Source organism: Cupriavidus pampae (assembly GCF_914271485.1).
GTDB lineage: Bacteria > Pseudomonadota > Gammaproteobacteria > Burkholderiales > Burkholderiaceae > Cupriavidus > Cupriavidus pampae.
The window spans coordinates 342,083-362,276 of sequence record NZ_CAJZAG010000004.1; the positions used below are offsets into that span (position 1 = coordinate 342,083).

The following is a 20,194-nucleotide window of genomic DNA, read 5'->3' on the forward strand; positions in this document are numbered from 1 at the left end:
ACTTCGCCAGCATGACACGACGCAATGACCGGTCTCACGCGCGGGATCAGCAGGATCAGCAGGATGACGACGATGCGGGAGATCTTCTTGCAGACTCCGCGCAGGACCGGCATTTCGTGACTGCGCTGGCGCGCGGCCTCGAAGTTCTCAGCGCGTTTCGCAGTGGCGACAGTTTCCTGGCCAACCACGAGCTGGCCGACCGCACGCGTCTGCCCAAGTCCACCGTCACGCGCCTGACCTATACGCTGACAAAGCTTGGCTATCTGCACGTGGTGCCCGAGAGCGGCAAGTACCGGCTCGGCACCGCCACCGGGGCACTGGGCAGCGCGATGCTCGCCAACCTCGACGTCCGTCAGGTGGCGCGGCCCCTGATGCAGGCGCTGGCCGCGGAAACCGGGGCGGTCATCGCACTCTCCGCGCGCGACCAGCTCTCGATGCTGTATCTGGAATGCTGCCGCAGCACGTCGATTGTCACGCTGAGCCTCGACGTCGGCTCGCGCATTCCGCTCGGCACCTCGGCGGCGGGGCGCGCGTTGCTGGCGGCGGTGGCGCCGAGCGAGCGGACCGGCCTGATGGAACGCCTGCGCGCGCTCGACGAAGGCAACTGGCCGCAGGTCCAGCGCGGCATCGACGCGGCCAATGCCGAGTTCCAGCGCGGCCAGTGCGCGTATTCGGTGGGGGATTGGGTGCGCGAGGTCCACGCGGTGGCCACCGCGCTGAACCCGGGTCGTGGCCTGCCGCTGATGGCACTGAGCGCGGCCGGTGCGGCGCAGTACTTTCCCGAGGCGCGCCTGCGCGACGAGATTCGTCCGAAACTGCTGGAGACCGTGCGCGAGATCGAGCGCCGGCTCGGCCAGCGCTATGGGGAAGACGCCAGCTAACGCTATCGCGGCTGCGGGCGTTACTGACGCGCCCGCAATGCGTCGTTGATATCGCGCGCGGCGGACTCGAGAATCGGGAAGAACGCGTCCATCATCTGCGCCTCCGACAGTCGTTGCGCGTGGCCGGCCAGGTTGATGGCGGCGACGACATCGCCGGCGCGATTGCGCAGCGGCATCGCCAATGCGACCAGGCTCGATTCGAGCTCCTGATTCACGAAGCAATATCCCTGCGTGCGGGTCTGCACGATCAACTTCATCAGCTCTGCCCGGTCGACGGTACTGTGCGGCGTGTATTCGCGCAGGTCGCTGCGGCGCAGACGGTCCTCGAGCGTGGCATCGTCGAGCGCCGCCAGCAGCAGGCGCCCGTGCGCGGTGGCCCACGCGGGCAGCCGCGTGCCGACCGATAGATTCAGCGACATCACGCGCCGCGTCGAGGCGCGCGCCACGTAGACCACGTCGAGATCGTCCAGCACGCACACCGAGCACGACTCGCCGGTCTTCTCCGCGACCGCCACCACGTACGGTTCCACGATCTCGGCCACGGTCAGGCCCGACAGATAGGAATAGCCGAGCCGCATGACCTTGGGCGTGAGCCGGAAGATGCGGCCCTGCTGCGTGGCATAGCCCAGGTGGCACAGCGTCAGCAGCAGGCGCCGCGCGGCCGCGCGGCTGACGTTGGCCAGCTCGGCCACCTCCGACAGCGTGAGTTCGGCGCGATCGTCGCCGAACGCCTCGATCACGGCGAGACCGCGCGCGAACGAGTCCACGAAGTTGTTGGGGCCGATGGCGTTGTCGGGATCCGTGACGCGGGCCGAGTCGGGTGGCGAGTCGGGTGGCGAATCGGGTGGCTTATGCATTGAAGCGGAGGGGATGAGGAGAGGGGGGATGACGCGGCTATTCTAGCGCACGCCTTCATCGCCGCCGTCCCTCCTCGTCCAGCTCACTCGGCCTGAATTCCCGCCGCGCGAATCGTCGTGCGATAGCGCACCAGTTGCTCCTCGACGAGTTTGGCCAGCGTGGCCGACGTCGACGGCGTCGGGGTAAAGCCCTGCTTCTCCAGCGCGGCGATCACCTCGGGGTCTTTCAGGGCAGCGGTGAAGGCCTCGCGGATCTTCGCGAGCACCGGCTCCGGCGTACCGGCGGGCGCAAACAGTCCGGCCCACGAAGTAATGTTGAAGCCGTTGACGCCTGCTTCTTTCATGGTCGGCACTTCGGGCAGCAGCGGACTGCGCGCTTCCGAGGTGGTGGCCAACACGCGCAGCTTGCCCGAAGAAAGATGCGTAATGCCCAGCGTCGGGTTGCCGAACATCATCTGCACGCGGTCATCGAGCAGATCGATGATCGCCGCGGGCTCGCCCTTGTAGGCCACCGGGACCAGATCGATTTTCGAGATCGCATTGAACTGCAGCGATGACACCAGCGCCGTGGTGTTGCCGGTGGCGTAATTGAGCTTGCCCGGATGCGCCTTGGCGTAGGCGATGAACTCCGGCAGGGTCTTGGCCGGGCTGGCCGCGTTGACATACAGGAAGAACGTGTAGCGGCCGAGTTCGGTGATCGGCGCAAAGCTCTTGACCGGGTCGTACGGCACCTTGACGCGCAGTGCCGGCGAGGCCGACAGCGCGCTGTTGGTACCGAACAGCAGGGTCTGGCCATCGGGTTTGGCGCGTGCTACTTCCGATGCGGAAATCATGCCGTCCGCGCCCGCCTTGTTGTCGACGATCATCGGCTGCCCGAGCTTGGCCGCGGCGCTGCGCGCGAGCGCGCGCGCAATCACGTCGGACGCGGCGCCGGCCGGGAAGGGCACGACCAGCCGTACCGGTCCGTTGGGGAATTCGGCGCGGGCCGGGGCGGCGCCCATGAGCGTGGCGGCCAGCAGCGAGGCCGCGAGCACGGTGGTCTTGATCAATGTTTTCACGATATGTCTCCTCGGGAATTGAAGTTTCAGGGGCCGAAGCTCGAGCGAATCTGGATGCCCCAGCGGCCATCGATGCGCGTCAGCACGTACAGCGATTCATAGATGCCGATCACCGAGCCATTGCCGCGAAAGCGCGTGTAGCTGAGCGCCACGTGTGCCTTATTGCCGTTGAACTGCACCAGTTCACGTTCACGCCAGGTGCTGTAGCGCCAGTCGTCTTCGTCGCGCAACTTCTGGAACAGGTCCATCGGATTGCTGCCGGCGGCTTCGTACACCTTGATGTTGCCGCCGGCGAAGCGCACATGCGGAAAGTGCATGCACGCGTCCATCGCGTCGGCATCGTGCGCATTCAGCGCGTCCATAAAGCGGTCCAGCACGTCGCGGCACGCCGCGTCAATTTCGGTTCGTTCGTCTGCCATATCAGGGTCAGGTGGTGGAATGAGAGAAAAAGGCGCGCACCGCGCCATGGAAGGCATCGGGCGCGCCGAGAGGTGCGAGGTGAGCGGCGGGCAGTTCGAGGTAGCGGCTGCCCGCAATTGCCCGATGCAAGGCCTGTCCGCGCGCGGGCGGGGTGGCCAGGTCGTCGGTGCCGGCGATGACGAGCGTCGGTACGCGGATGTCCGCGAGTGCGGCGGTGCGGTCGAATTGCATCACCGCGCCGGCGCACGCGACGTAGCCCGACGCCGTGGTGCTGGCGAACATATCGATGAGCCAGAGGTGCAGCGTGGGGTTGGCTGCCGCATGCGCGGGTGTGAGCCAACGCACCACCGTGGCTTCGGCCAGCGCGGCCGTGCCGGTGGCGCGCGCCTGATCGATGCGTCCCTGCCAGAACTGCCGCGCTGCCGCATCCGGGGCGAACTGCGCCGCGGTATTCGACAGCACGAGTGCGGCGAGCCGGTGCGGTGCCGCCAGCGCGAGTTCGATGCCGATGGCCGCTCCCATCGAGACGCCGACGTAGCGGAAGGTGTCGATGCCGGCGGCGTCGAGTGCGGCGAGCAATGCCGCCGCGAGATCGCCGAGCGACGTCAAGGCAAGCGCGGCCTGCCCGCCATGGCCGGGGGGATCGAAGCGGACGATATGAAAGTCCGCGCCGAGCGCTGCGACCGTGGCGTTCCACAGTCGCCGATCAGTCCCGAGCGAATTGCCGAGCACGAGCACCGGTGCGCCCGCCTTGCCCGTGTGATGCAGCGCCAATGGGGCTGGCGGTGACGATGGCGAAGGTTGAGTCATGTGGTGTCTCCCCGCTGATCCATGGTTCTTTGCTGTGCGCTATGCGCACGTATGTGCGTGTAGCGAATACATGGCGGTAGTATTGGGCGAGACGAAGACCCCTGTCAAGCGGCAGTGAAGCACCATGCAGGCGCATATTTCGAACGATTACACGCGGTTGACAGGTCACACACCGATGCAAATACTCGCGGGGCCAGATCGACAACAACAACGAGGACGAACGATGATCAGACGCTGCCTGCTTTGCATTGCTTCCGCTGTAGCCCTGCTGTCGGGCTGCGCCACAAACACCACGACAAGCGCGGCACCGCAGCCGCAGGCACCGGGCCAGATCGCCGCGGGTAAGGCGGAGGTGCTGTGGCTTGGTCAGTCCGCCACGCGCATCACGACGCCGGGCGGCAAGGTCATCGTCATCGACCCGTGGCTGATCACGAATCCGAAGACGCCCGCCGCGTACAAGGACCTGTCGGCGCTCGGCAAGGTGGACCTGATCCTCGTCACGCATGCGCACAACGACCATTTGGCCGATGCGCCGGCGCTGGCCAAGCTCAACAACGCGCCGATCTGGAATGGCGGCGGCATGGGGCAGGCGCTGATCACGCTCGGGATGGTGCCGCCGCCGCTGGCGCAACGTTTCGGCAAGAGCGGCACGATCATGCCGTTCGGACCCAACGGCGTGAAAATCACGGCGGTGCATGCCGAACACTCGTCAGAGCTGGTGTGGAAGAACCCGGCCACCGGCAAGGATGAAACCCACTATGGCGGCGAGCCTGTGGGCTACCTCATCGAACTCGAGAACGGTTTCAAGATCTGGCACATGGGCGATACCGGCCTGTTCGGCGACATGCGTCTGATTAGCGAGCGCTACAAGCCGGACCTCGTGATGATTCCGATCGGCGGCCATTTCACGATGGGGCCGCAGGAAGCCGCAAGCGCCCTGCGCGACATGATCAAGCCGAAGTACGCAATCCCCATTCACTACCAGACGTCGCCGCTGCTGCGCGGCACGCCCGCCGAGCTCAACGCGGCGCTTGGCGTGACTGGCACCAGCGTGATCGTGCCGGAACCGGGCCAGAAGGTGGACTTCTGATGGACCATCAACGCCGACTGATTTGCCGGGCGGGCCTCGGCATGGGCCTCACCCTCGGACTCGGGGCCTGCGCAAACATGGGTACCGGCAGTGATGGTGCCACCGGAGGCGATCGCCGTGCCGCAATCGCCGAACTGAGCGGCACCGGCAAGATGCGCGCCGCCATCAATCTCGGCAATCCGATTCTTGCCGGACGCGGTGCCGATGGACAGGTGCGGGGCGTGTCGGTGGACCTCGCGCGCGAGGCCGCGCGCCGGCTCGACCTGCCGCTCGAACTGGTACCGTTCAACTCGGCGGGCAGTGTGGTGGAAGCGGTGCGCGCGGCGCAGGTGGACGTGGCGTTCGTCGCGCTCGATCCCGTGCGCGGCAAGGACATCTCCTACACCGCGGCGTACGTGATCATCGAGGGTGCCTACCTCGTGCGCAACGATTCGCCGCTGCAGCGTAACGAAGATGTCGATCGTGCCGGCATGCGCGTGGTGGTGGGTCGCGGCAGTGCTTACGACCTGTACCTGACGCGCGAGATCAAGGCCGCGACGCTCGTGCGCGCGCCCACGTCGCCCGCGGTGACCGACATGTTTCTCGCGCAGCGGCTCGACGTGGCGGCGGGCGTCCGGCAGCAACTCGAGGCCGATGCGAAGCGCGTGGGCGGAGTGCGCATGCTGCCGGGCCGCTTTATGGTGATCGAGCAGGCCATGGGCGTACCGAAGCCGCATACGGCTGCGCAGGCGTGGCTGACGGGCTTTATCGAAGAGATGAAGGCGTCGGGCTTCGTGGCGGATGCACTGCGGAGACACGGCATCGAAGGCGCCGGCGTGGCGCCGCCGCGCGCGTAAGGAGCGGGATGGCGGCATTGTTGCCGCCGTCGCAAATATCATTCGCGCGCGCACGGGTTTTTAGGGAAGCAGCGGCCATCGAGAATGGCAGCCATCCGATCGCTTCCCGACATCAAACCATGCACGCCGACCCGTTGTTCCAGCCCCTGTCCCTGGGCGCCCTGACGCTTCCCAACCGTATCGTGATGCCGCCGATGACGCGCTCCCGCGCGAGTCAGCCCGGCGATGTGCCCAATGCGTTGATGGCCGAGTACTACGCGCAGCGCGCGCAGGCCGGCCTGATCGTCAGCGAAGGCACGTGGATCTCGCCGCTCGGCAAGGGTTATGCGTGGACGCCGGGCATCGAGACGCCCGCGCAGATCGACGGCTGGCGCCTCGTGACCGATGCCGTGCACGCGGCTGGTGGTCGCATTTTCGCGCAGCTGTGGCACGTCGGCCGGCTGAGCCACGAGACCCTGCTCGGCGGCGCGTCGCCGGTCTCGTCGTCGGCGCGTCAGGCTGAAGGCGTCAAGGTCTACGTGGCGGAAGCCGATGGCCGTCCTGGCTTCGTGCAAGCCGCGCAACCTCGCGCATTGTCCGTCGATGAAATTGCCGAAGTCGTGGCCCAGTATCGTCAGGCCGCGCGCAATGCCATGGCCGCCGGCTTCGACGGCGTGGAGCTGCATGCCGCCAACGGCTATCTGGTCAATCAGTTCATCGACTCCAACGCCAACGAACGCACCGATGCCTACGGCGGCTCGCTGCCGAACCGGCTGCGCTTCCTCGACGAAGTGGCGCGCGCGCTGGTCGAAGGCACCGGCGATGCCAGCCGCGTCGGCATCCGCCTGGCCCCGCTGACCACGTTGAACGGCTGCGTCGATGCCGATCCGGTCACCACCTACACCGAGGCCGCGCGTCTGCTCGGCCAGATCGGCGTGGGGTATATCCATATCGCGGAAGCCGACTGGGACGACGCCCCCGATATGCCGCTCGCGTTCAAGCGTCAGCTGCGCGAGGTGTATCCGGGCGTGCTGATCTACGCGGGCCGTTACACCGCGGAACGCGCCCGCGCCGCGCTGGAGGAAGGCTGGGCGGATCTGCTCGCGTTCGGCCGTCCGTTCGTGTCGAATCCGGACCTGCCCGCGCGGCTGCGCACGGGCGCACCGCTGGCCGAACACGACCGCGACACGCTGTTCGGCGGCAACGCGCGCGGTCTGACGGACTACCCCGCGCTAGCCGCCTGAACTAGCCACCTGAACTAGCCACCTGAACTAGCCACCTGACCTAGCCACCTGAGCGCGGCACGATCCCGCTCCGCTGCTGCACGCCCCATGTGTGGCGGCGGGTCAGGAAGTGCAGCCAGCCGATGGCGGCACCGCTGTGGCGCATCAGCTGGAACGTGAACGGTTCCAGTATCGAGGCCAGCAATGCCTGCACAAGGCCGGTCTGACGGGTATCGCCGCTCCAGCGACGGTACAGATGAATCGACCACGTGTGGAACGCCAGATCGATCGCGATCTTGGCGGCGATCACGCCCAGCGCGGACAGCGCAATGGTGAACCTGCCGTCGAGCAGGAACGCAAGCAATAGCGCGAATGCCGTGACGCCGTAAATCGGTTGCATCGTATCGAACGCCTTGACCGGCAACATCATCAGACCGAGCTTGCCGTAACGGCGGTTGCCGGTCATCTCGCGATACCAGTACTGGGTTTGCAAGAAGCCCGCGAACCAGCGCCGGCGCTGCCGCAGGAATGCGGGCAGCGTGCCCGGCGCATCGGTGGTGGCGCGCGCATCGCCCACCACCTGCACGTCCCAGTCCTGCGCGCGCATCGCCGCATGCCGGCGCAGGCGATGAATCAGCTCGTAGTCCTCGACCAGGCACGTGGGATCGAAACCGCCCACATCGGTCACTGCCTCGCGTCGATAGCACGCAAACGCGCCCGATACCAGCAGCAGTCCATCCGCGCGCGCCCAGGCAAAGCGCGAGACGAAGTTGCGAATGTACTCGTAGGTCTGGAACCACTGGAAGAAGCGGCCCGTCGCGTTGCGCGCGCACACCGGCGTCAGCAGTCCGGTGGCGGCGACCAGTCGCGGCGAGCGCGCAAACGCGCGCACCATGGCTGCGCACGCATCGGGTTCCAGCAGCGTGTCGGCATCGACGGTCATAAACGTTTCGCTGTGCAATTCCACCAGCGCGGCATTGAGTGCGCGCGCCTTGCCACCGTGCGGCAACCGCAGCCAGCGCAGCGTCGGATAGCGCGTCGACGCCTCGCTCAGTTCGCCTTCATCGGGCTGCACCAGTCCATAGCGTTCGGTCAGCAACGCGGCGGTGCCATCGCTCGAACCATCGTCGGCAATGATGATCTCGTCAGGCGCATGCGTCTGGCCGAACAGCGCGTGCAGCGTTACCGGCAGCGCCGCAGCCTCGTTGTGGGCGGCCACGATCACCGCCAGCGACGGTGGCTTCAGCACGCTATGTTCGGCATCGGCACGTGTGGGCCAGCGCAACGCGCGCGCCTGCCATGCGACGAAAGCCAGTAGCAGCGTGTCGTAGCCGACGTACGCCATGCCGATCGACCATGCGGCCATGCCATCCAGATAGAACGCGCGCGCGAACAGCAGGCCCCATACCGCGAAGACGAAGACATGGATCGCAATGCTGGTCCACGGGGTGCGCGGCGGCGCGATGCGCGAGGAAGAATGGGCGAGCGCCAGGTCCAGGGCGTACTGGCGGGAATATCCGGTGAGTTTGACGTGCAACATGGGGTGATACTCCTTCACGGCAACATCCGGGACAGGACGGGATGCCTGTCGATCCAGTGATGCTTGAGCGCGCCGAGCACATGCAGGCCCAGCAACGCGTAAAGCGCATAGCCGCAGGCGGTGTGCAACGTGCCAAACCACTCGTGCAGCGATTCCTTGAGATCGGGAGCGAGCGACATGATCACGCCGATGCGCGGCCATGGCACGAAGCCGAACAGATACATCGGGTGCGAGGCCGCCGCGACCCACGCGGAGTCGTGTGCCCAGCCCGACAGCGGCAGCAGGAAGATCAGCGCGTAGAGCCCGGCATGCACGGCGTGCGCGAACACGCGTTCCCAGCCAGGCATGACCGATGGCAGCGGCGGCGGACGATGGGTCACGCGCCAGATCACACGTACGATCGACAGCGCGAGCACCGTGATGCCGATGGACTTGTGCGTGTCGATCAGCAGCCGGAGCATGTCGCCCGAGAGCGTGCCTTCCGGCAGCCGCGAGGCGGTGAGGCCCAGCACGACATTGGCGATCATCAGCAGCGCGACCGACCAGTGCAGAAACATGGCGACGCGCGTGTACTGGGCGGCGTGGTGCGGCAGCGCGGGGTGGGGAAGGGAGACGACGGTTGGCGTGGGCTTCATGATGCGGATCGAAAAAGAGGAGCACATGTCGGCATAACGCCCGGTGCCCGCTGCTTATTCCACAAAAATCCGTCGATTGCGCCGCTCGCGTACGCGCCGTGCGAACGCGAAAGAACGTCGCCATTTTTCTCGCGCGGCGATGGAATAATCCGCATCCGACGGCTGTTATGGGAATAGCCGTAGCGCACCAGGCGCGCCGCGGCCACCCCGCGGACCCGGTGCTTTCCGATGCGCGGCGCCGTGCTATGCTCCGCGCGATGAAATTACGCCTAAACACCTGGGCGACCGGGGCGACCGCAGCGCCAGGGGCCATGCCCCGCCAGAGCGTTGCCGGCGCGCCGGGACCAGCGGGGGAACGACGTCGATGACCGGTGCTCAATTACCGGACATGCTGCCTGGGATGCTGCCAAGGCTATGGGCCTTTGCATTGCGTCTGACCGGCGACAAGCATGACGCGGAAGATTTGGTACAGCGCGCCTGTGTGCGCGCGCTTGAACGCGCGGATCAGCTGCAGCCGGGAACGGCGGCGCTGAGCTGGATGTTTTCGATCGTCCATAGCGTATGGATCAACGAGGTGCGCGCGCGTTCCGTACGCGGCCGTGCGAGCATGGAATGGGATGACCAGTTCGTCGAGAATGTGGCCGATCCGGCCGGACGAACCCCGGAGGAAGAGGTGATGCACGGGCAGATCATCGACGCGTTCAAGCGTCTGCCCGAAGCCCAGCGTGCGGTGATGCTGCTCGTGGCGGTGGAAGGACTCAGCTATCAGGAGACGGCGGAAGCGATCGGCGTGCCGATCGGTACGGTCATGAGCCGCCTGTCGCGTGCGCGACAGGCCATCGGCGCGCATTTCGGTGCGAACCCTGCCGCGCGCGGCAAGGCATCGCCCAATGCAGCAGCCAACAGCGGGGGTTCGATCGCATGACGACAATCGACGAAACGTTGCTGATGGCCTATGTGGACGGCGAACTGTCGCCCGACCAGCACGCCGAGGTGGCGGCGCTGGTGGCGCGCGATCCGGAAGCCGCCGCGCTGGTGGCGCTGTTCGAGGCGTCGAAGCTCGACTATGCGGCGGCGTTTGCCGCGCAACCGATGCCGCCGGTGCCGGACTCGCTCGTGCTGAGTATCGACGCACTGGTGGCCGGGCATCGGGAACGGCAGGGCGCGAAGCCGGATGCCGGGACCACGCAAACGCATGCGGAGGCGACGGCGATCGACACCGCGGCGAGCGCGGCCGCGGGCACCAATGTCCGCAACCTCGATGCCGAACGACAGAAACGCCGCGGCATTCCGGTCTGGCTGGCAGCGGCGTGCATGGCGGGCGCGTTCGGCGCGGGCCTCGTGATCCGTGGCGGCTTGCCCGGCACGGGCACTGGCCCAGCCCCGACCACGGTGGCCGGCGGCGCGAGCGCACCCGGCGCAGCGGGCGGTGCCGTGACGGTAGCGAGCACGACCTTCGCGCCATGGGTCAAGGCGGCGATGGAGTATCAGCAGCTCTATACGCGCGACAGCGTGGCCTATACGCCCGATATCGACGCGCAACGACTGACGCGCTTCGTCGACGATGCGCGCGACAAGGACAAGCTCGATATCGTCGTACCGGATCTGAGCAAGGCCGGGCTCGAGCTCAAGCAGGTGGCGCGGCTGCGCTTCCGTGGCAAGGCACTGGTGCAACTGGTGTATCTGCCGAAGTCCGGCCCGCCGATCTCGCTGTGCGTGCTGGCCGAGCCGAAGGACGATCAGGCCGTGACCGCGAACCAGGTCGATGCGATGCATGTCGTGACATGGAGACAAGCGAAGCTCGGCTACGTGTTGGTTGGCAATACCGATGGGCTCGACCTCGAATCCATCGGCAAGCAGATCGCCGCGCGCGACTATCCAGCGCTCTCTATCTGAGCGTCCTGGTTTGCTTCCCCGGGTTGCTTCCCCCGGTTTGCTTCCCTCTCCGTTGCGGAGAGGGAAGCAAAACCCGTCCTAGGGATTTCACCTAGAACCCCCACTCCTGAATCGAATAGATCACAACGTGATACACGTTGAAAGCCGGCCGCAAGTTGCCAGAAAGGCGATTGGAAGAACGGGCTTGTAGATTCGTGTCACCGCCGCGTAGCGCGGCGTAACACGATGCAGGAGACCCGATGAGCAGTGCCCCCGCTTCCTCTTCCTCTACCACCTCTACTCCCACCCCCACGTCTCGACAATTCAAGAAGGATTACTACGGCGGCACCTTGATGGTGCTCATCGGCCTGGCCGCGGTGTATGCCGGTCTGCAGTACCACACCGGCACGATGCGCCAGATGGGCCCCGGCTTCTTCCCGGTGTCCGTGGGCGCGCTGCTGGCGTTCGTCGGCGTGCTGATCGTGATGTCGGCGCGTAACGACAAGACGCCCGCCGACGCGCCGCAGGCTGGCGGTCACGGTCATGCCAGTGGTGCGCCCGATCTGCGCGGCACGGTCTGCATCGTGCTCGGCACGCTCGCGTTCCTGCTGCTCGGCAAGTACGGCGGCATGATTCCCGCGACGTTCGCGATCGTGTTCATCTCGGCGCTGGGCGATCGCAGCAACTCCATCAAGCAGGCCCTCGCGCTCGCCGTGGCGATGTGCGTGGTGGCCGCGGTGGTGTTCTGGTGGGCGCTGCAATTGCAGCTGCCGTTGTTCACCTGGGGAGGCTGAGCGTCATGGTATCCAGTGCTTTGCATGATTTGTGGTTCGGGTTTGGCGTGGCCTTCCAGGGCACGAACCTGATGTGGTCGTTCTTCGGCGTGCTGGTCGGCAACCTGATCGGCGTGCTGCCCGGCATGGGCGCGCTGTCGGCCATCTCCATCCTGTTGCCGCTGACGTACGTCATGCATCCGGTGCCCGCCATCCTGATGCTCGCCGGCATCTTCTACGGCTCGCAATACGGTGGCGCGATCGGCGCGATCCTGCTGAACCTGCCGTCGCATCCGCCGCACGCGGTGACCTGTCTCGACGGGTATCCGATGACGCGCGCGGGCAAGGGCGGTACCGCGCTCGGCATCACGATGATCTGCTCGTTCTTTGCCGCCTCGGTCGGCATTCTCGTGATGATCTTCGCCTCGCCGCTGCTGACGACCATTGCGTTCAAGTTCGGCCCCGCGGAGATCTTCTCGATCATGCTGCTGGGCTTGCTCGCGGGCTCGACGATGTCGCGCGGCTCGCCGCTCAAGGGCGTGGCCATGACGTTGTTTGGCCTGCTATGCGGGGTGGTCGGCACCGATGTGAACACCGGCACGTTCCGCTTTGCGCTCGATATTCCCGAGCTCAGCGACGGTCTGGAACTGGTGGCGATCGCGATGGGGCTGTTCGGCGTGGCCGACTTTATCCTCAACGTCAACCGCATGACCACGGTCACCGCCAAGACCAAGCTCCGCATTCGCGATATGCGGCCATCGCTGGCCGAGCTGAAGGAAGCGTTCTGGCCGATGGTGCGCGGTACCGGCATCGGTACGCTGTTCGGCGCCATGCCGGGCACCGGTCCCACCATCACGACCTTCGTGGCCTATGCGCTGGAGCGCAAGATCTCCAAGACGCCCGAGAAATTCGGCACCGGCATGATCGCGGGCGTGGCGTCGCCGGAGGCATCGTCGCACTCGAAGACGCAGGTGGACTTCATCCCGACCATGAGCCTCGGTATTCCGGGCGACGCGGTGATGGCGCTGATTCTTGGCGCGCTGATGATTCAGGGCATTACGCCGGGTCCGCAGCTGATTGGCGAGCACCCGGATATCTTCTGGGGTCTGATCGCCAGCTTCTGGATCGGCAACGTGCTGCTGATGATCCTCAATGTGCCGATGATCGGCGTGTGGGTGAAGCTGCTGCAGGTGCCTTATCGCTACCTGTTCCCGTCGGCGATGTTCTTTATCGCGGTGGGTGTGTTCAGCACGCAGAGCAGCCTGTTCCAGATATGGGAAGTGCTCGCGTTCGGGCTGATCGGCGCGCTGCTGATCTACCTCGAGTTCTCGGTGGCGCCGATCCTGCTGGGTTTCGTGCTGGGGCCCATGGTCGAGGAGAACTTCCGCCGCTCGCTGCTGCTGTCGCGTGGGGACCTCACCGTGTTTCTGCAGCGGCCGATCAGCTGCACGTTCGTGGTGGCTTCGGCCCTGCTGCTGATTGGGGTGACGTGGTCGACATGGCGGGCCCACGCCGGCCGCAAGTCGGCGCTGAATGTGGCCACGCCAGAGCTCGCCAGCGAGTAGCGCCTTCGGGTGTTTTGCGACGGGACCGTGCAAAACGGCGGTCCCGTGCGCGCTGCGGTTCCTATAATCCGGTGCGTGAATACTGCGAGCATCGATACGCTACTGCATGGGTCGGCACGTCTTGGACGATCCAGTCTGGACCTCGGCTGGAAAGGACTGATCGTGGAGCGCCGCACGGCACCGCCGTTGGCCCGCGACGCGTCCGCCGTGGACTGTCACTATGCGCTGCTGTGGCAAGGACAGCCGACAGTGACCGAGCGCCAATACCGGCGCGGCCAGTTCGTGCGTATGGTCAAGCAACCAGGCGCGCTGTCGCTGGGGCCGGCCGGCTGGCTGCCCGCCGTGCGTGCTCATTCCCCTTTTGACGTGGTGATCTGCGCGATCGACCCCGAAGTGGCGGACGGTATCGCCGATGACACGGGCGCCTGCACGCGGCCGCTGCATGACCATCGCGGCATTTGCGATGCGCCGCTGGCCGCGTTGATCGCGACCGCCGCGCAGGAAGTCGATGCGGGCGGCCACGCGGGCAAGGTCTTCGCCGAGTCGCTCACGCTCACCATCATCAGCCGCTTCCTGTTTGTCGCGCGTAATGATGTGGCGCGCAACGATGCCGCGCCGGCCCTGCGTGCGGACCCCGCGCCATTGCCTAGGCACCGGTTGCGCCGTGTGCTCGAACGCATCGAGGCGGACTTCAGCGAAAACCTCGGTCTGGCCGAGCTTGCCGCCGAAAGCGGTTACAGTCGCGCGCATTTCCTGCGCATGTTCCGCGCCGCCACTGGCAAGACGCCGCATCAATACCTGCAGGATTTCCGCCTCGATTACGTGCGCCGCATGCTTGCCAGCGGGCATGCGCCGGGCGATATAGGCGGGCCGACGCCTGCCCGCGAGCCCGCGCTCGCCGAGCTGGCCGCGTGCGCGGGATTCTCCAGCCATTCGCATCTGTCGCGGCTGTTCCGGCTGCGCTTCGGCGTCTCGCCCGACGCCTACCGGCGCGACTGCCGGCATAAATAGCACCCCAGTACCAGTCCGCGTCTATCGTGACAGCGTGGCCGCGGGAGGGTCGATAGCATTCGACCGACATCCTCTGCCAAAGGCTGAATCGAATGAAACTCAATCATCTCTGCGCTGACGATATCGTTGTCAATCGCGTCGGCCATCGCCATCCTGAAGTCGCTGAACAAGACGAGCCGCAGGATCGTTCCGCATCGGTGCCGGCCGACTATGACGTGATCGTGTGCGGCGCGGGCTCGTCCGGCTCCGTCATCGCGCGGCGTCTCAGCGACGACCCGACCGTGCGCGTGCTGCTGCTGGAAGCGGGCGGCAGCAATCTGGTGCCGTCGGTACAGCAGGCCGCGCTATGGCCACGCAACCTCGGCAGCGCAACCGACTGGGGCTTTATGTCGGAGCCCGATGCGCACCTCGAGGGACGTTCGCTGCCGCTCTCGATGGGCAAGGCGCTGGGCGGCGGCTCGAGCATCAATGTCATGGTCTGGGCGCGCGGTCATCGCAGCGACTGGCAGCGCTTCGCGCAGGCGGCCGACGACGACGCGTGGGGCTACGCGTCGGTGCTCGATATCTATCGGCGTATCGAGAACTGGCTGGGTGCGCCAGACCCATTGCGCGGCACCGATGGTCTCGTGGCGGTGGCCACGCCGCACGATCCGCATCCGGTGGCGCGCGCAATGGTGCAGGCGGCCGGCGAGCTCGGTCTGCCGGTGTTCGACAGCCCCAACGGCGTGATGATGGAACATGGCGAGGGCTGCGCGATCTCCGACACGCGCTCGCTCGGTGGCTTGCGGCTGGGCTTGTTCGATAGCTACGTGCGACCGGTGCTGGAGCGGCAGAACCTGACCGTCATCACCCATGCGCATGTCCGACGCGTGTTGTTCGAGGGCACGCGTGCGGTGGGCGTGGAGGTGTCGTGCCGCGATGCGGTCCTGCACTTCCGGGCGCGCGAGCAGGTGGTGTTGTCGGCCGGTGCGGTCAATACGCCTTGCATCCTGATGCGCTCCGGCATTGGCAACGGGGATGCGCTGGCCACCCATGGCATCGGCGTGCGCCGTCATCTGCCGGGCGTGGGCGAGAACCTGCAGGATCACACATGTTTTGGCGTGGTGTGGGAATGCAAGGATGCCGAGCCACCGCGCGGAAGCGGCAGCGAGGCGACGCTGTATGCGAGCAGCGAGATAGGAGACCAGCGCGGTGACCAACGAGGCCAGCGGCGGGGTGACGATCCTGGCTACGATGGGCCCGATATCCTGATGTGCCAGCTCGAGTTTCCGATCGGCACGCCAGAGGCCGGTGCGGCAGGCCTGCCGCAGCACGGCTGGACGATGGCCGCGGGGCTGGCGCGTCCACGCAGTCGCGGGCGGGTACAGTTGCGCGCCGCCGATCCGTCGGCCGTGCCGCGCATCACGATGAATGCATTGTCGGATCCCGACGACTGGCGCGTGGCGCGTGCGGCCGTGACGCTGGCGCGGCGGATCGGCGCGGCGGGGGCGTTCACCGGCATCAATACGCGTGAATGCCTGCCGGGTGCCGTCGATGACGCGGGGCTCGATGTGTTCCTGCGACGCGCCGCGATGCCGTTCTATCATCTGTGCGGTACCGCGAAGATGGGGCACGACGAGATGGCGGTGGTCGATGGGCAACTCGCCGTGCGTGGCGTGAGCGGGCTGATGGTCGCCGACGCGTCGATCATGCCGACCATCACCACCGGCAATACGATGGCACCCTGCGTGATCATTGGCGAACGCGCGGCCGATCTGCTCGCGCGCGCGTTGGCCGGCCACCGTTAGTCGCTCAGCGCGAGTAAGTCTTGAACCCCTCGCCCTGCATGCCCGCGCGATCGACGGCCGCGATGCGGTTGCGGCCGTTGTCCTTGGCGTGATAAAGCTGCGCGTCGATCAGGTTGATGAACCCGGGCATATCGGTGCTGTCGGTCGGCACGATCGTGCCCACACCGAAGCTGGCCGTCACGCACTGGTTGTACGGCGAGCGCACATGCGCGATAGCTGCTTCCGCGAGCAGGTCGCGGCAGCGTTCGGCCATGCGCACGGCCGCTTCGGCATCGGTGTTGCCGAGCACCAGCACGAATTCCTCGCCACCGAAGCGGCCAAGGAAATGGTCGGAGCCGGTGGCCTGCGCCAGCACGCGAGCCACCTGCTTCAGGCATTCGTCACCCTGCAGGTGACCGTAGTAGTCGTTATAGGACTTGAAGAAGTCGATATCGACGAGGATCGCCGATATCGGGCCGCCTGACGCGCGCGCGGCCTGCCATTCGCGCGTCATCACGGTGTCGAACATGCGGCGGTTGCCCACGCCGGTCAGGCCGTCGGTGAACGACAGGCGCTCGAGTTCGCGCTGCGCCTGCGCCAGTTGCTCCTCCATGCGCTTGCGTTCACTGATGTCGAACATAAAGCCGACCAGCGCTTCCACGCCTTGCGCGTTACGGACCACGTGCACCACGTCGCGCATCCACACATAGCCGCCATCGCGCGTCAGCGCGCGATAGTCGGCCTCGTGGTCGGTGCCCGCCTGCGACTGCGCCACGCAGAAGTCCACGACCGCGGCGCGATCGTCGGCATGTATCCGGTCGGCCCAGTCATTGACGGTCTTCCAGCTCTCGGGCGCCCAGCCCAGCAGCTTCTCGATCTGCGGGCCGATATACGAGAACGTCATGGTTGCCCACTCGATGCGCCACGGAATCGCCTTGGTCGACTCCAGCAACGTGCGGTACACCATGCCATCGTCCTCGCCGGGTGCGCGTTCGGCGGGCGCAAGGGTGGAAGGGTGTTTCAGAAAAGCGGCCTGGAGCAGGCTCTTGTCAGGATCTTGGCTCATGGAGTCGGAAGGAAGGCAAGGGAGGGCGGCGCCCGGTAGGCCGCGATTTGCGGCACGCGAGTTTCAGCATGATAAACCCGTGCGCGGGCCTGAGCCCGGCACGGTTTCACCAGTTGACACGCACGCCGATCTTGCCGTCCCACGCCTCGCGCGTGCCGTCGAACCCGCGCTGATAACCGACACTCGCGAACACGAACGCGTTGCGCGCCACCTCGCCCGTAATGCCTAGCTTGACCTCGCCCCACGAGCCCGCGGTGTCCGCGCGAAACGGGATGCTACCGAGCGCGGACGAGAAGCTCGTCTTTGGATCGCCAAGGAACTCGTGCCATGCACTGACGCGCGCCCATGCGGTGACCTCGCGCGGCACCGTCGCGCTGCCGCGGGTCCAGGTGCGCGCGAGCCGCACGCCGAGGCGTCCTGCCAGCGACTGCGCATCGCTGAAGCCGATGCGGCCCCCGGCATCGGTGGCATCGTGCAGGTTGACCCACTGGTAGACCATCTGCGTCTGCGGCTCGATCACCCAGTCCGTGGCGACGCGCAATGGATAGCCGGCCTCGGCCGCCGTGGCCACGGCGAAGCCGCTCGTCGACATTTCGGGCAGGCCGCGGTTGCCGTTGGCATGCACGTCGTACCACGTGTATTGCAGCACGCCGTCGGCATACCAGCCGCCGGGCCCATAGTGCGTCCAGTAGCCCCCCAGCGTGTAGCCGTCGAGTTGATCGTTGCCGGCAGCGCTGCGATCGAAATGACTGACGTCGACGCTGGCGCGACCGATCGCGGCATACGCGCCAGCCGTGTCCTGATGGCCGGTGGCGCTGGCGCGCCGCCACAGGTCCATGCCGATCTGACCGCCCGTGAAGCTGTAGTCATAGCTCGGCCCATTGCTGTAGATGCCACCGGGCGCGCCGTCGCGCGAGCCGCGCATGCCGATCAGCCGGCCCCATGCGCCCGTGGGGCCAGCACGCGGGGCCAGGTCGGTGCGGCCGGCCAGCATGGTCTGCTCGCCCGCGCGCTCGTGGAACGAGTCGATCAACGTGCGGCCGAATTGCAGCGCGGCGGCGGGAATCGCGGCGTATAGCGATACCTCGGGGCGGTAGTGGGGTAGCGGCGGCGTAGGTGGAGTCGGTGGAGTGGGGGGAGCGGGCGGCGGGGGGCACGGCGGCGTGGGCGCATTCGCGCCGGTGCAGGACAGCGAAGAGCGCAGGTACCAGTTGTCGGGCGCGGTGCCATCGATGCTGCCACGCTGGAGCGTGTATTCGTAGGGGCCGCCTACCGCCGCCGCGCCCAGCGCAAACGCGCCAGGCGCGGTGGTGCCACCGTTGGCCGTGGCGATCACGAGAATGCCATCGCCTGCGGTCACACTGCCCGGACCGCCGGCATTGGCGATGCGCAGCAGCGAGGAGCCGGTAGCACTACCGCCCAGAATCAGCAGCCGGTCGGACGGCGAGCCATCGGCGCCCATGTAGGTGTTCATCGCCAGCACGCCGTTGTTGCCGATGTAGCTGGTGGTCTGCAAGGTGCGGAAGCCGCCGGGTGTCGGCGCGAATTGAATGGTGCTCGCATCATTGGTCAGAGAGGTCACCACCGAATCGCCGGTCATGGTCCATTGCGCGTTGCGCAGCGTGACATTGGCGGTACCCGCCGAATCGGTCCGGGCGGCACCTTGCAGCGTGGAGCTGTCAATCACGACGTTTGCCACGGTTGGCGCGGCAGGATCCAGGCTGCGGACTTCGAGCCAGGTACCGTTGTTCGTGGTTGCAACGCTGCGGTAGAGCGAGACCGTGGCGGTGCCGCCGTCGGCGACGATACTGCTGCCTTGAGTACTTTCGAGCGTCGTGTCGTGCAATTCCGCCACACCGCCATTGAGCAGACGCAGCGCGGCGGCATCGGGACCGGTTGCGCGCAGCGAACTACGCAAGATCGACAGGGCACCGCTGCTCAGTACTACCGCCCCATCCGCGCCGTTCCCCGAGGTGACGACGGCCGAATCGGCCAACGTCAGCGTGCCACCGGCGCCTACCGCCATGACACCGTTGCCCTGAGTGCCGCTGGTCTCGATATGCGAATTGACCAGGCTGACGGTGCCCGAGAACTCGGCGAGCGCACCGATGGCGGTGAGGCCGTTGGTCTGGATCGTGGCGGTGCCATCGACCCGGTCGCCGGGGCCGGTGGCGAGCACGCCGTGCGAACGGAAGCCGAAGGTCGTGATGGTCCCGCCGAGCAGTTGAATGCGTGAATTGGCGCCAGTCGCGTACGCGCCAAACGCCTGATCGCCGCGTGTGAGGATATTGGCGGAACTGAGGATGACCGAGGACGTCGCTGAAATTAGCCCGTATCCACCGTTAGTCTTGATATCGCCACTGACCGAGGCAAACGCGCCGTTGTCGGCGTAGACGCCGCCGCCGTTCGGCGCCAATGCGTTGACGCTGACGTTGACGGCTTCGACTCGGCCCTGGTTGATTGCCTGCAGGACATATGCACCGTTACCTTGCACGGTGGAATTGGCCAGCCGAATCACGCCGTTGGCATTGGCGACCCCGGTGATAGCGCCCAGACTGCCCGCGCTGATCGCATCTGCCACGAGCGTACTGCCGGGGTTTGCGGCCAGCAGCGCGGGATCCGTGAGGGTCCCTTCGAAGGTTCCACCATTGACCGTCTGCGTCGAGCCGTCCGTCACCGCAATAGTGGCGGCCTCGCCAATCGTCGCTGGCATCGACAACGCCAACAGCGCGCCGCGACACAGCCTGTGGATTATTTTCGTTGTTGTCGATGCCATGCCGTCTCCCGCGATGCCATGGGCATGCACCCA

Annotated in this window: 18 protein-coding genes; 10 read left to right on the forward strand and 8 right to left on the reverse strand. The window is 66.4% G+C overall.

Annotated features, from left to right (window positions below):
- Positions 1-11: 11 nt before the first annotated feature.
- Positions 12-881, forward strand: coding sequence for an IclR family transcriptional regulator (locus LDO41_RS12345; RefSeq protein WP_223988419.1), 870 nt, complete (start codon positions 12-14; stop codon positions 879-881).
- A gap of 20 nt (positions 882-901) precedes the next feature.
- Here LDO41_RS12345 and LDO41_RS12350 read toward each other — a convergent pair whose 3' ends face one another.
- The 4 genes from LDO41_RS12350 to LDO41_RS12365 all read right to left on the reverse strand — a co-directional run bounded on the left by LDO41_RS12350 (position 902) and on the right by LDO41_RS12365 (position 4,026).
- Positions 902-1,738, reverse strand: coding sequence for an IclR family transcriptional regulator domain-containing protein (locus LDO41_RS12350; protein WP_223988421.1), 837 nt, complete (start codon positions 1,736-1,738; stop codon positions 902-904).
- Positions 1,739-1,821: 83 nt separating this feature from the next.
- Positions 1,822-2,796 (reverse strand): Bug family tripartite tricarboxylate transporter substrate binding protein, encoded by a 975-nt coding sequence (locus LDO41_RS12355; protein WP_223988422.1) that lies wholly within the window; start codon positions 2,794-2,796, stop codon positions 1,822-1,824.
- A 26-nt stretch (positions 2,797-2,822) separates the two neighbouring features.
- Entirely contained in the window at positions 2,823-3,215 is a 393-nt protein-coding gene (locus LDO41_RS12360) for a nuclear transport factor 2 family protein (RefSeq protein ID WP_223988423.1), read from the reverse strand.
- Between the two features lie 7 nt (positions 3,216-3,222).
- Positions 3,223-4,026, reverse strand: coding sequence for an alpha/beta fold hydrolase (locus tag LDO41_RS12365; protein WP_223988424.1), 804 nt, complete (start codon positions 4,024-4,026; stop codon positions 3,223-3,225).
- 223 nt (positions 4,027-4,249) lie between these two features.
- Between LDO41_RS12365 and LDO41_RS12370 the strand changes: the two genes are divergently transcribed.
- The 3 genes from LDO41_RS12370 (at position 4,250) to LDO41_RS12380 (ending at position 7,175) form a co-directional block, all read left to right on the forward strand.
- The gene (locus tag LDO41_RS12370; protein ID WP_223988425.1) at positions 4,250-5,116 is read left to right on the forward strand and encodes a metal-dependent hydrolase; all 867 of its coding nucleotides are present in this window, start codon (positions 4,250-4,252) and stop codon (positions 5,114-5,116) included.
- Positions 5,117-5,268: 152 nt separating this feature from the next.
- Positions 5,269-5,952: an ABC transporter substrate-binding protein gene (locus LDO41_RS12375; RefSeq protein ID WP_223988716.1), complete on the forward strand. Its 684-nt coding sequence runs from the start codon at positions 5,269-5,271 to the stop codon at positions 5,950-5,952.
- Positions 5,953-6,071: 119 nt separating this feature from the next.
- The gene (locus LDO41_RS12380; RefSeq protein ID WP_223988426.1) at positions 6,072-7,175 is read left to right on the forward strand and encodes an alkene reductase; all 1,104 of its coding nucleotides are present in this window, start codon (positions 6,072-6,074) and stop codon (positions 7,173-7,175) included.
- Positions 7,176-7,215: 40 nt separating this feature from the next.
- On the opposite strand, the gene LDO41_RS12385 is transcribed toward LDO41_RS12380, so the two are convergent.
- Both LDO41_RS12385 and LDO41_RS12390 read right to left on the reverse strand, forming a co-directional pair.
- Positions 7,216-8,694, reverse strand: a complete 1,479-nt coding sequence (locus LDO41_RS12385) for a glycosyltransferase family 2 protein (RefSeq protein ID WP_223988427.1) — start codon at positions 8,692-8,694, stop codon at positions 7,216-7,218.
- A gap of 14 nt (positions 8,695-8,708) precedes the next feature.
- Positions 8,709-9,329 carry a cytochrome b gene (locus tag LDO41_RS12390; RefSeq protein WP_223988428.1) on the reverse strand — a complete coding sequence of 207 codons (621 nt, stop codon included), beginning with the start codon at positions 9,327-9,329 and terminating at the stop codon, positions 8,709-8,711.
- A 364-nt stretch (positions 9,330-9,693) separates the two neighbouring features.
- On the opposite strand from LDO41_RS12390, the gene LDO41_RS12395 reads away from it, so the two are divergent.
- The 6 genes from LDO41_RS12395 (at position 9,694) to LDO41_RS12420 (ending at position 16,340) form a co-directional block, all read left to right on the forward strand.
- The gene (locus LDO41_RS12395) at positions 9,694-10,254 is read left to right on the forward strand and encodes an RNA polymerase sigma factor (protein WP_223988429.1); all 561 of its coding nucleotides are present in this window, start codon (positions 9,694-9,696) and stop codon (positions 10,252-10,254) included.
- Positions 10,251-11,225: an anti-sigma factor family protein gene (locus LDO41_RS12400; RefSeq protein ID WP_223988430.1), complete on the forward strand. Its 975-nt coding sequence runs from the start codon at positions 10,251-10,253 to the stop codon at positions 11,223-11,225. Before LDO41_RS12395 ends, LDO41_RS12400 begins: the two co-directional genes overlap by 4 nt.
- Before the next feature lie 332 nt (positions 11,226-11,557).
- On the forward strand, positions 11,558-11,998 hold the full coding sequence (locus LDO41_RS12405; RefSeq protein WP_223988718.1) for a tripartite tricarboxylate transporter TctB family protein: 441 nt from the start codon (positions 11,558-11,560) through the stop codon (positions 11,996-11,998).
- A gap of 5 nt (positions 11,999-12,003) precedes the next feature.
- Positions 12,004-13,542: a tripartite tricarboxylate transporter permease gene (locus LDO41_RS12410; protein ID WP_223988432.1), complete on the forward strand. Its 1,539-nt coding sequence runs from the start codon at positions 12,004-12,006 to the stop codon at positions 13,540-13,542.
- A 75-nt stretch (positions 13,543-13,617) separates the two neighbouring features.
- Positions 13,618-14,553 carry an AraC family transcriptional regulator gene (locus LDO41_RS12415; protein WP_223988434.1) on the forward strand — a complete coding sequence of 312 codons (936 nt, stop codon included), beginning with the start codon at positions 13,618-13,620 and terminating at the stop codon, positions 14,551-14,553.
- Between the two features lie 92 nt (positions 14,554-14,645).
- Positions 14,646-16,340 (forward strand): GMC family oxidoreductase, encoded by a 1,695-nt coding sequence (locus tag LDO41_RS12420; protein ID WP_223988436.1) that lies wholly within the window; start codon positions 14,646-14,648, stop codon positions 16,338-16,340.
- A gap of 4 nt (positions 16,341-16,344) precedes the next feature.
- Here LDO41_RS12420 and LDO41_RS12425 read toward each other — a convergent pair whose 3' ends face one another.
- Complete coding sequence (locus LDO41_RS12425) at positions 16,345-17,385, reverse strand: sensor domain-containing diguanylate cyclase (protein WP_223988438.1); 1,041 nt, start codon at positions 17,383-17,385, stop codon at positions 16,345-16,347.
- 106 nt (positions 17,386-17,491) lie between these two features.
- On the reverse strand, positions 17,492-20,098 hold the full coding sequence (locus LDO41_RS12430) for an autotransporter family protein (RefSeq protein ID WP_223988440.1): 2,607 nt from the start codon (positions 20,096-20,098) through the stop codon (positions 17,492-17,494).
- Between the last annotated feature and the right edge of the window lie 96 nt (positions 20,099-20,194).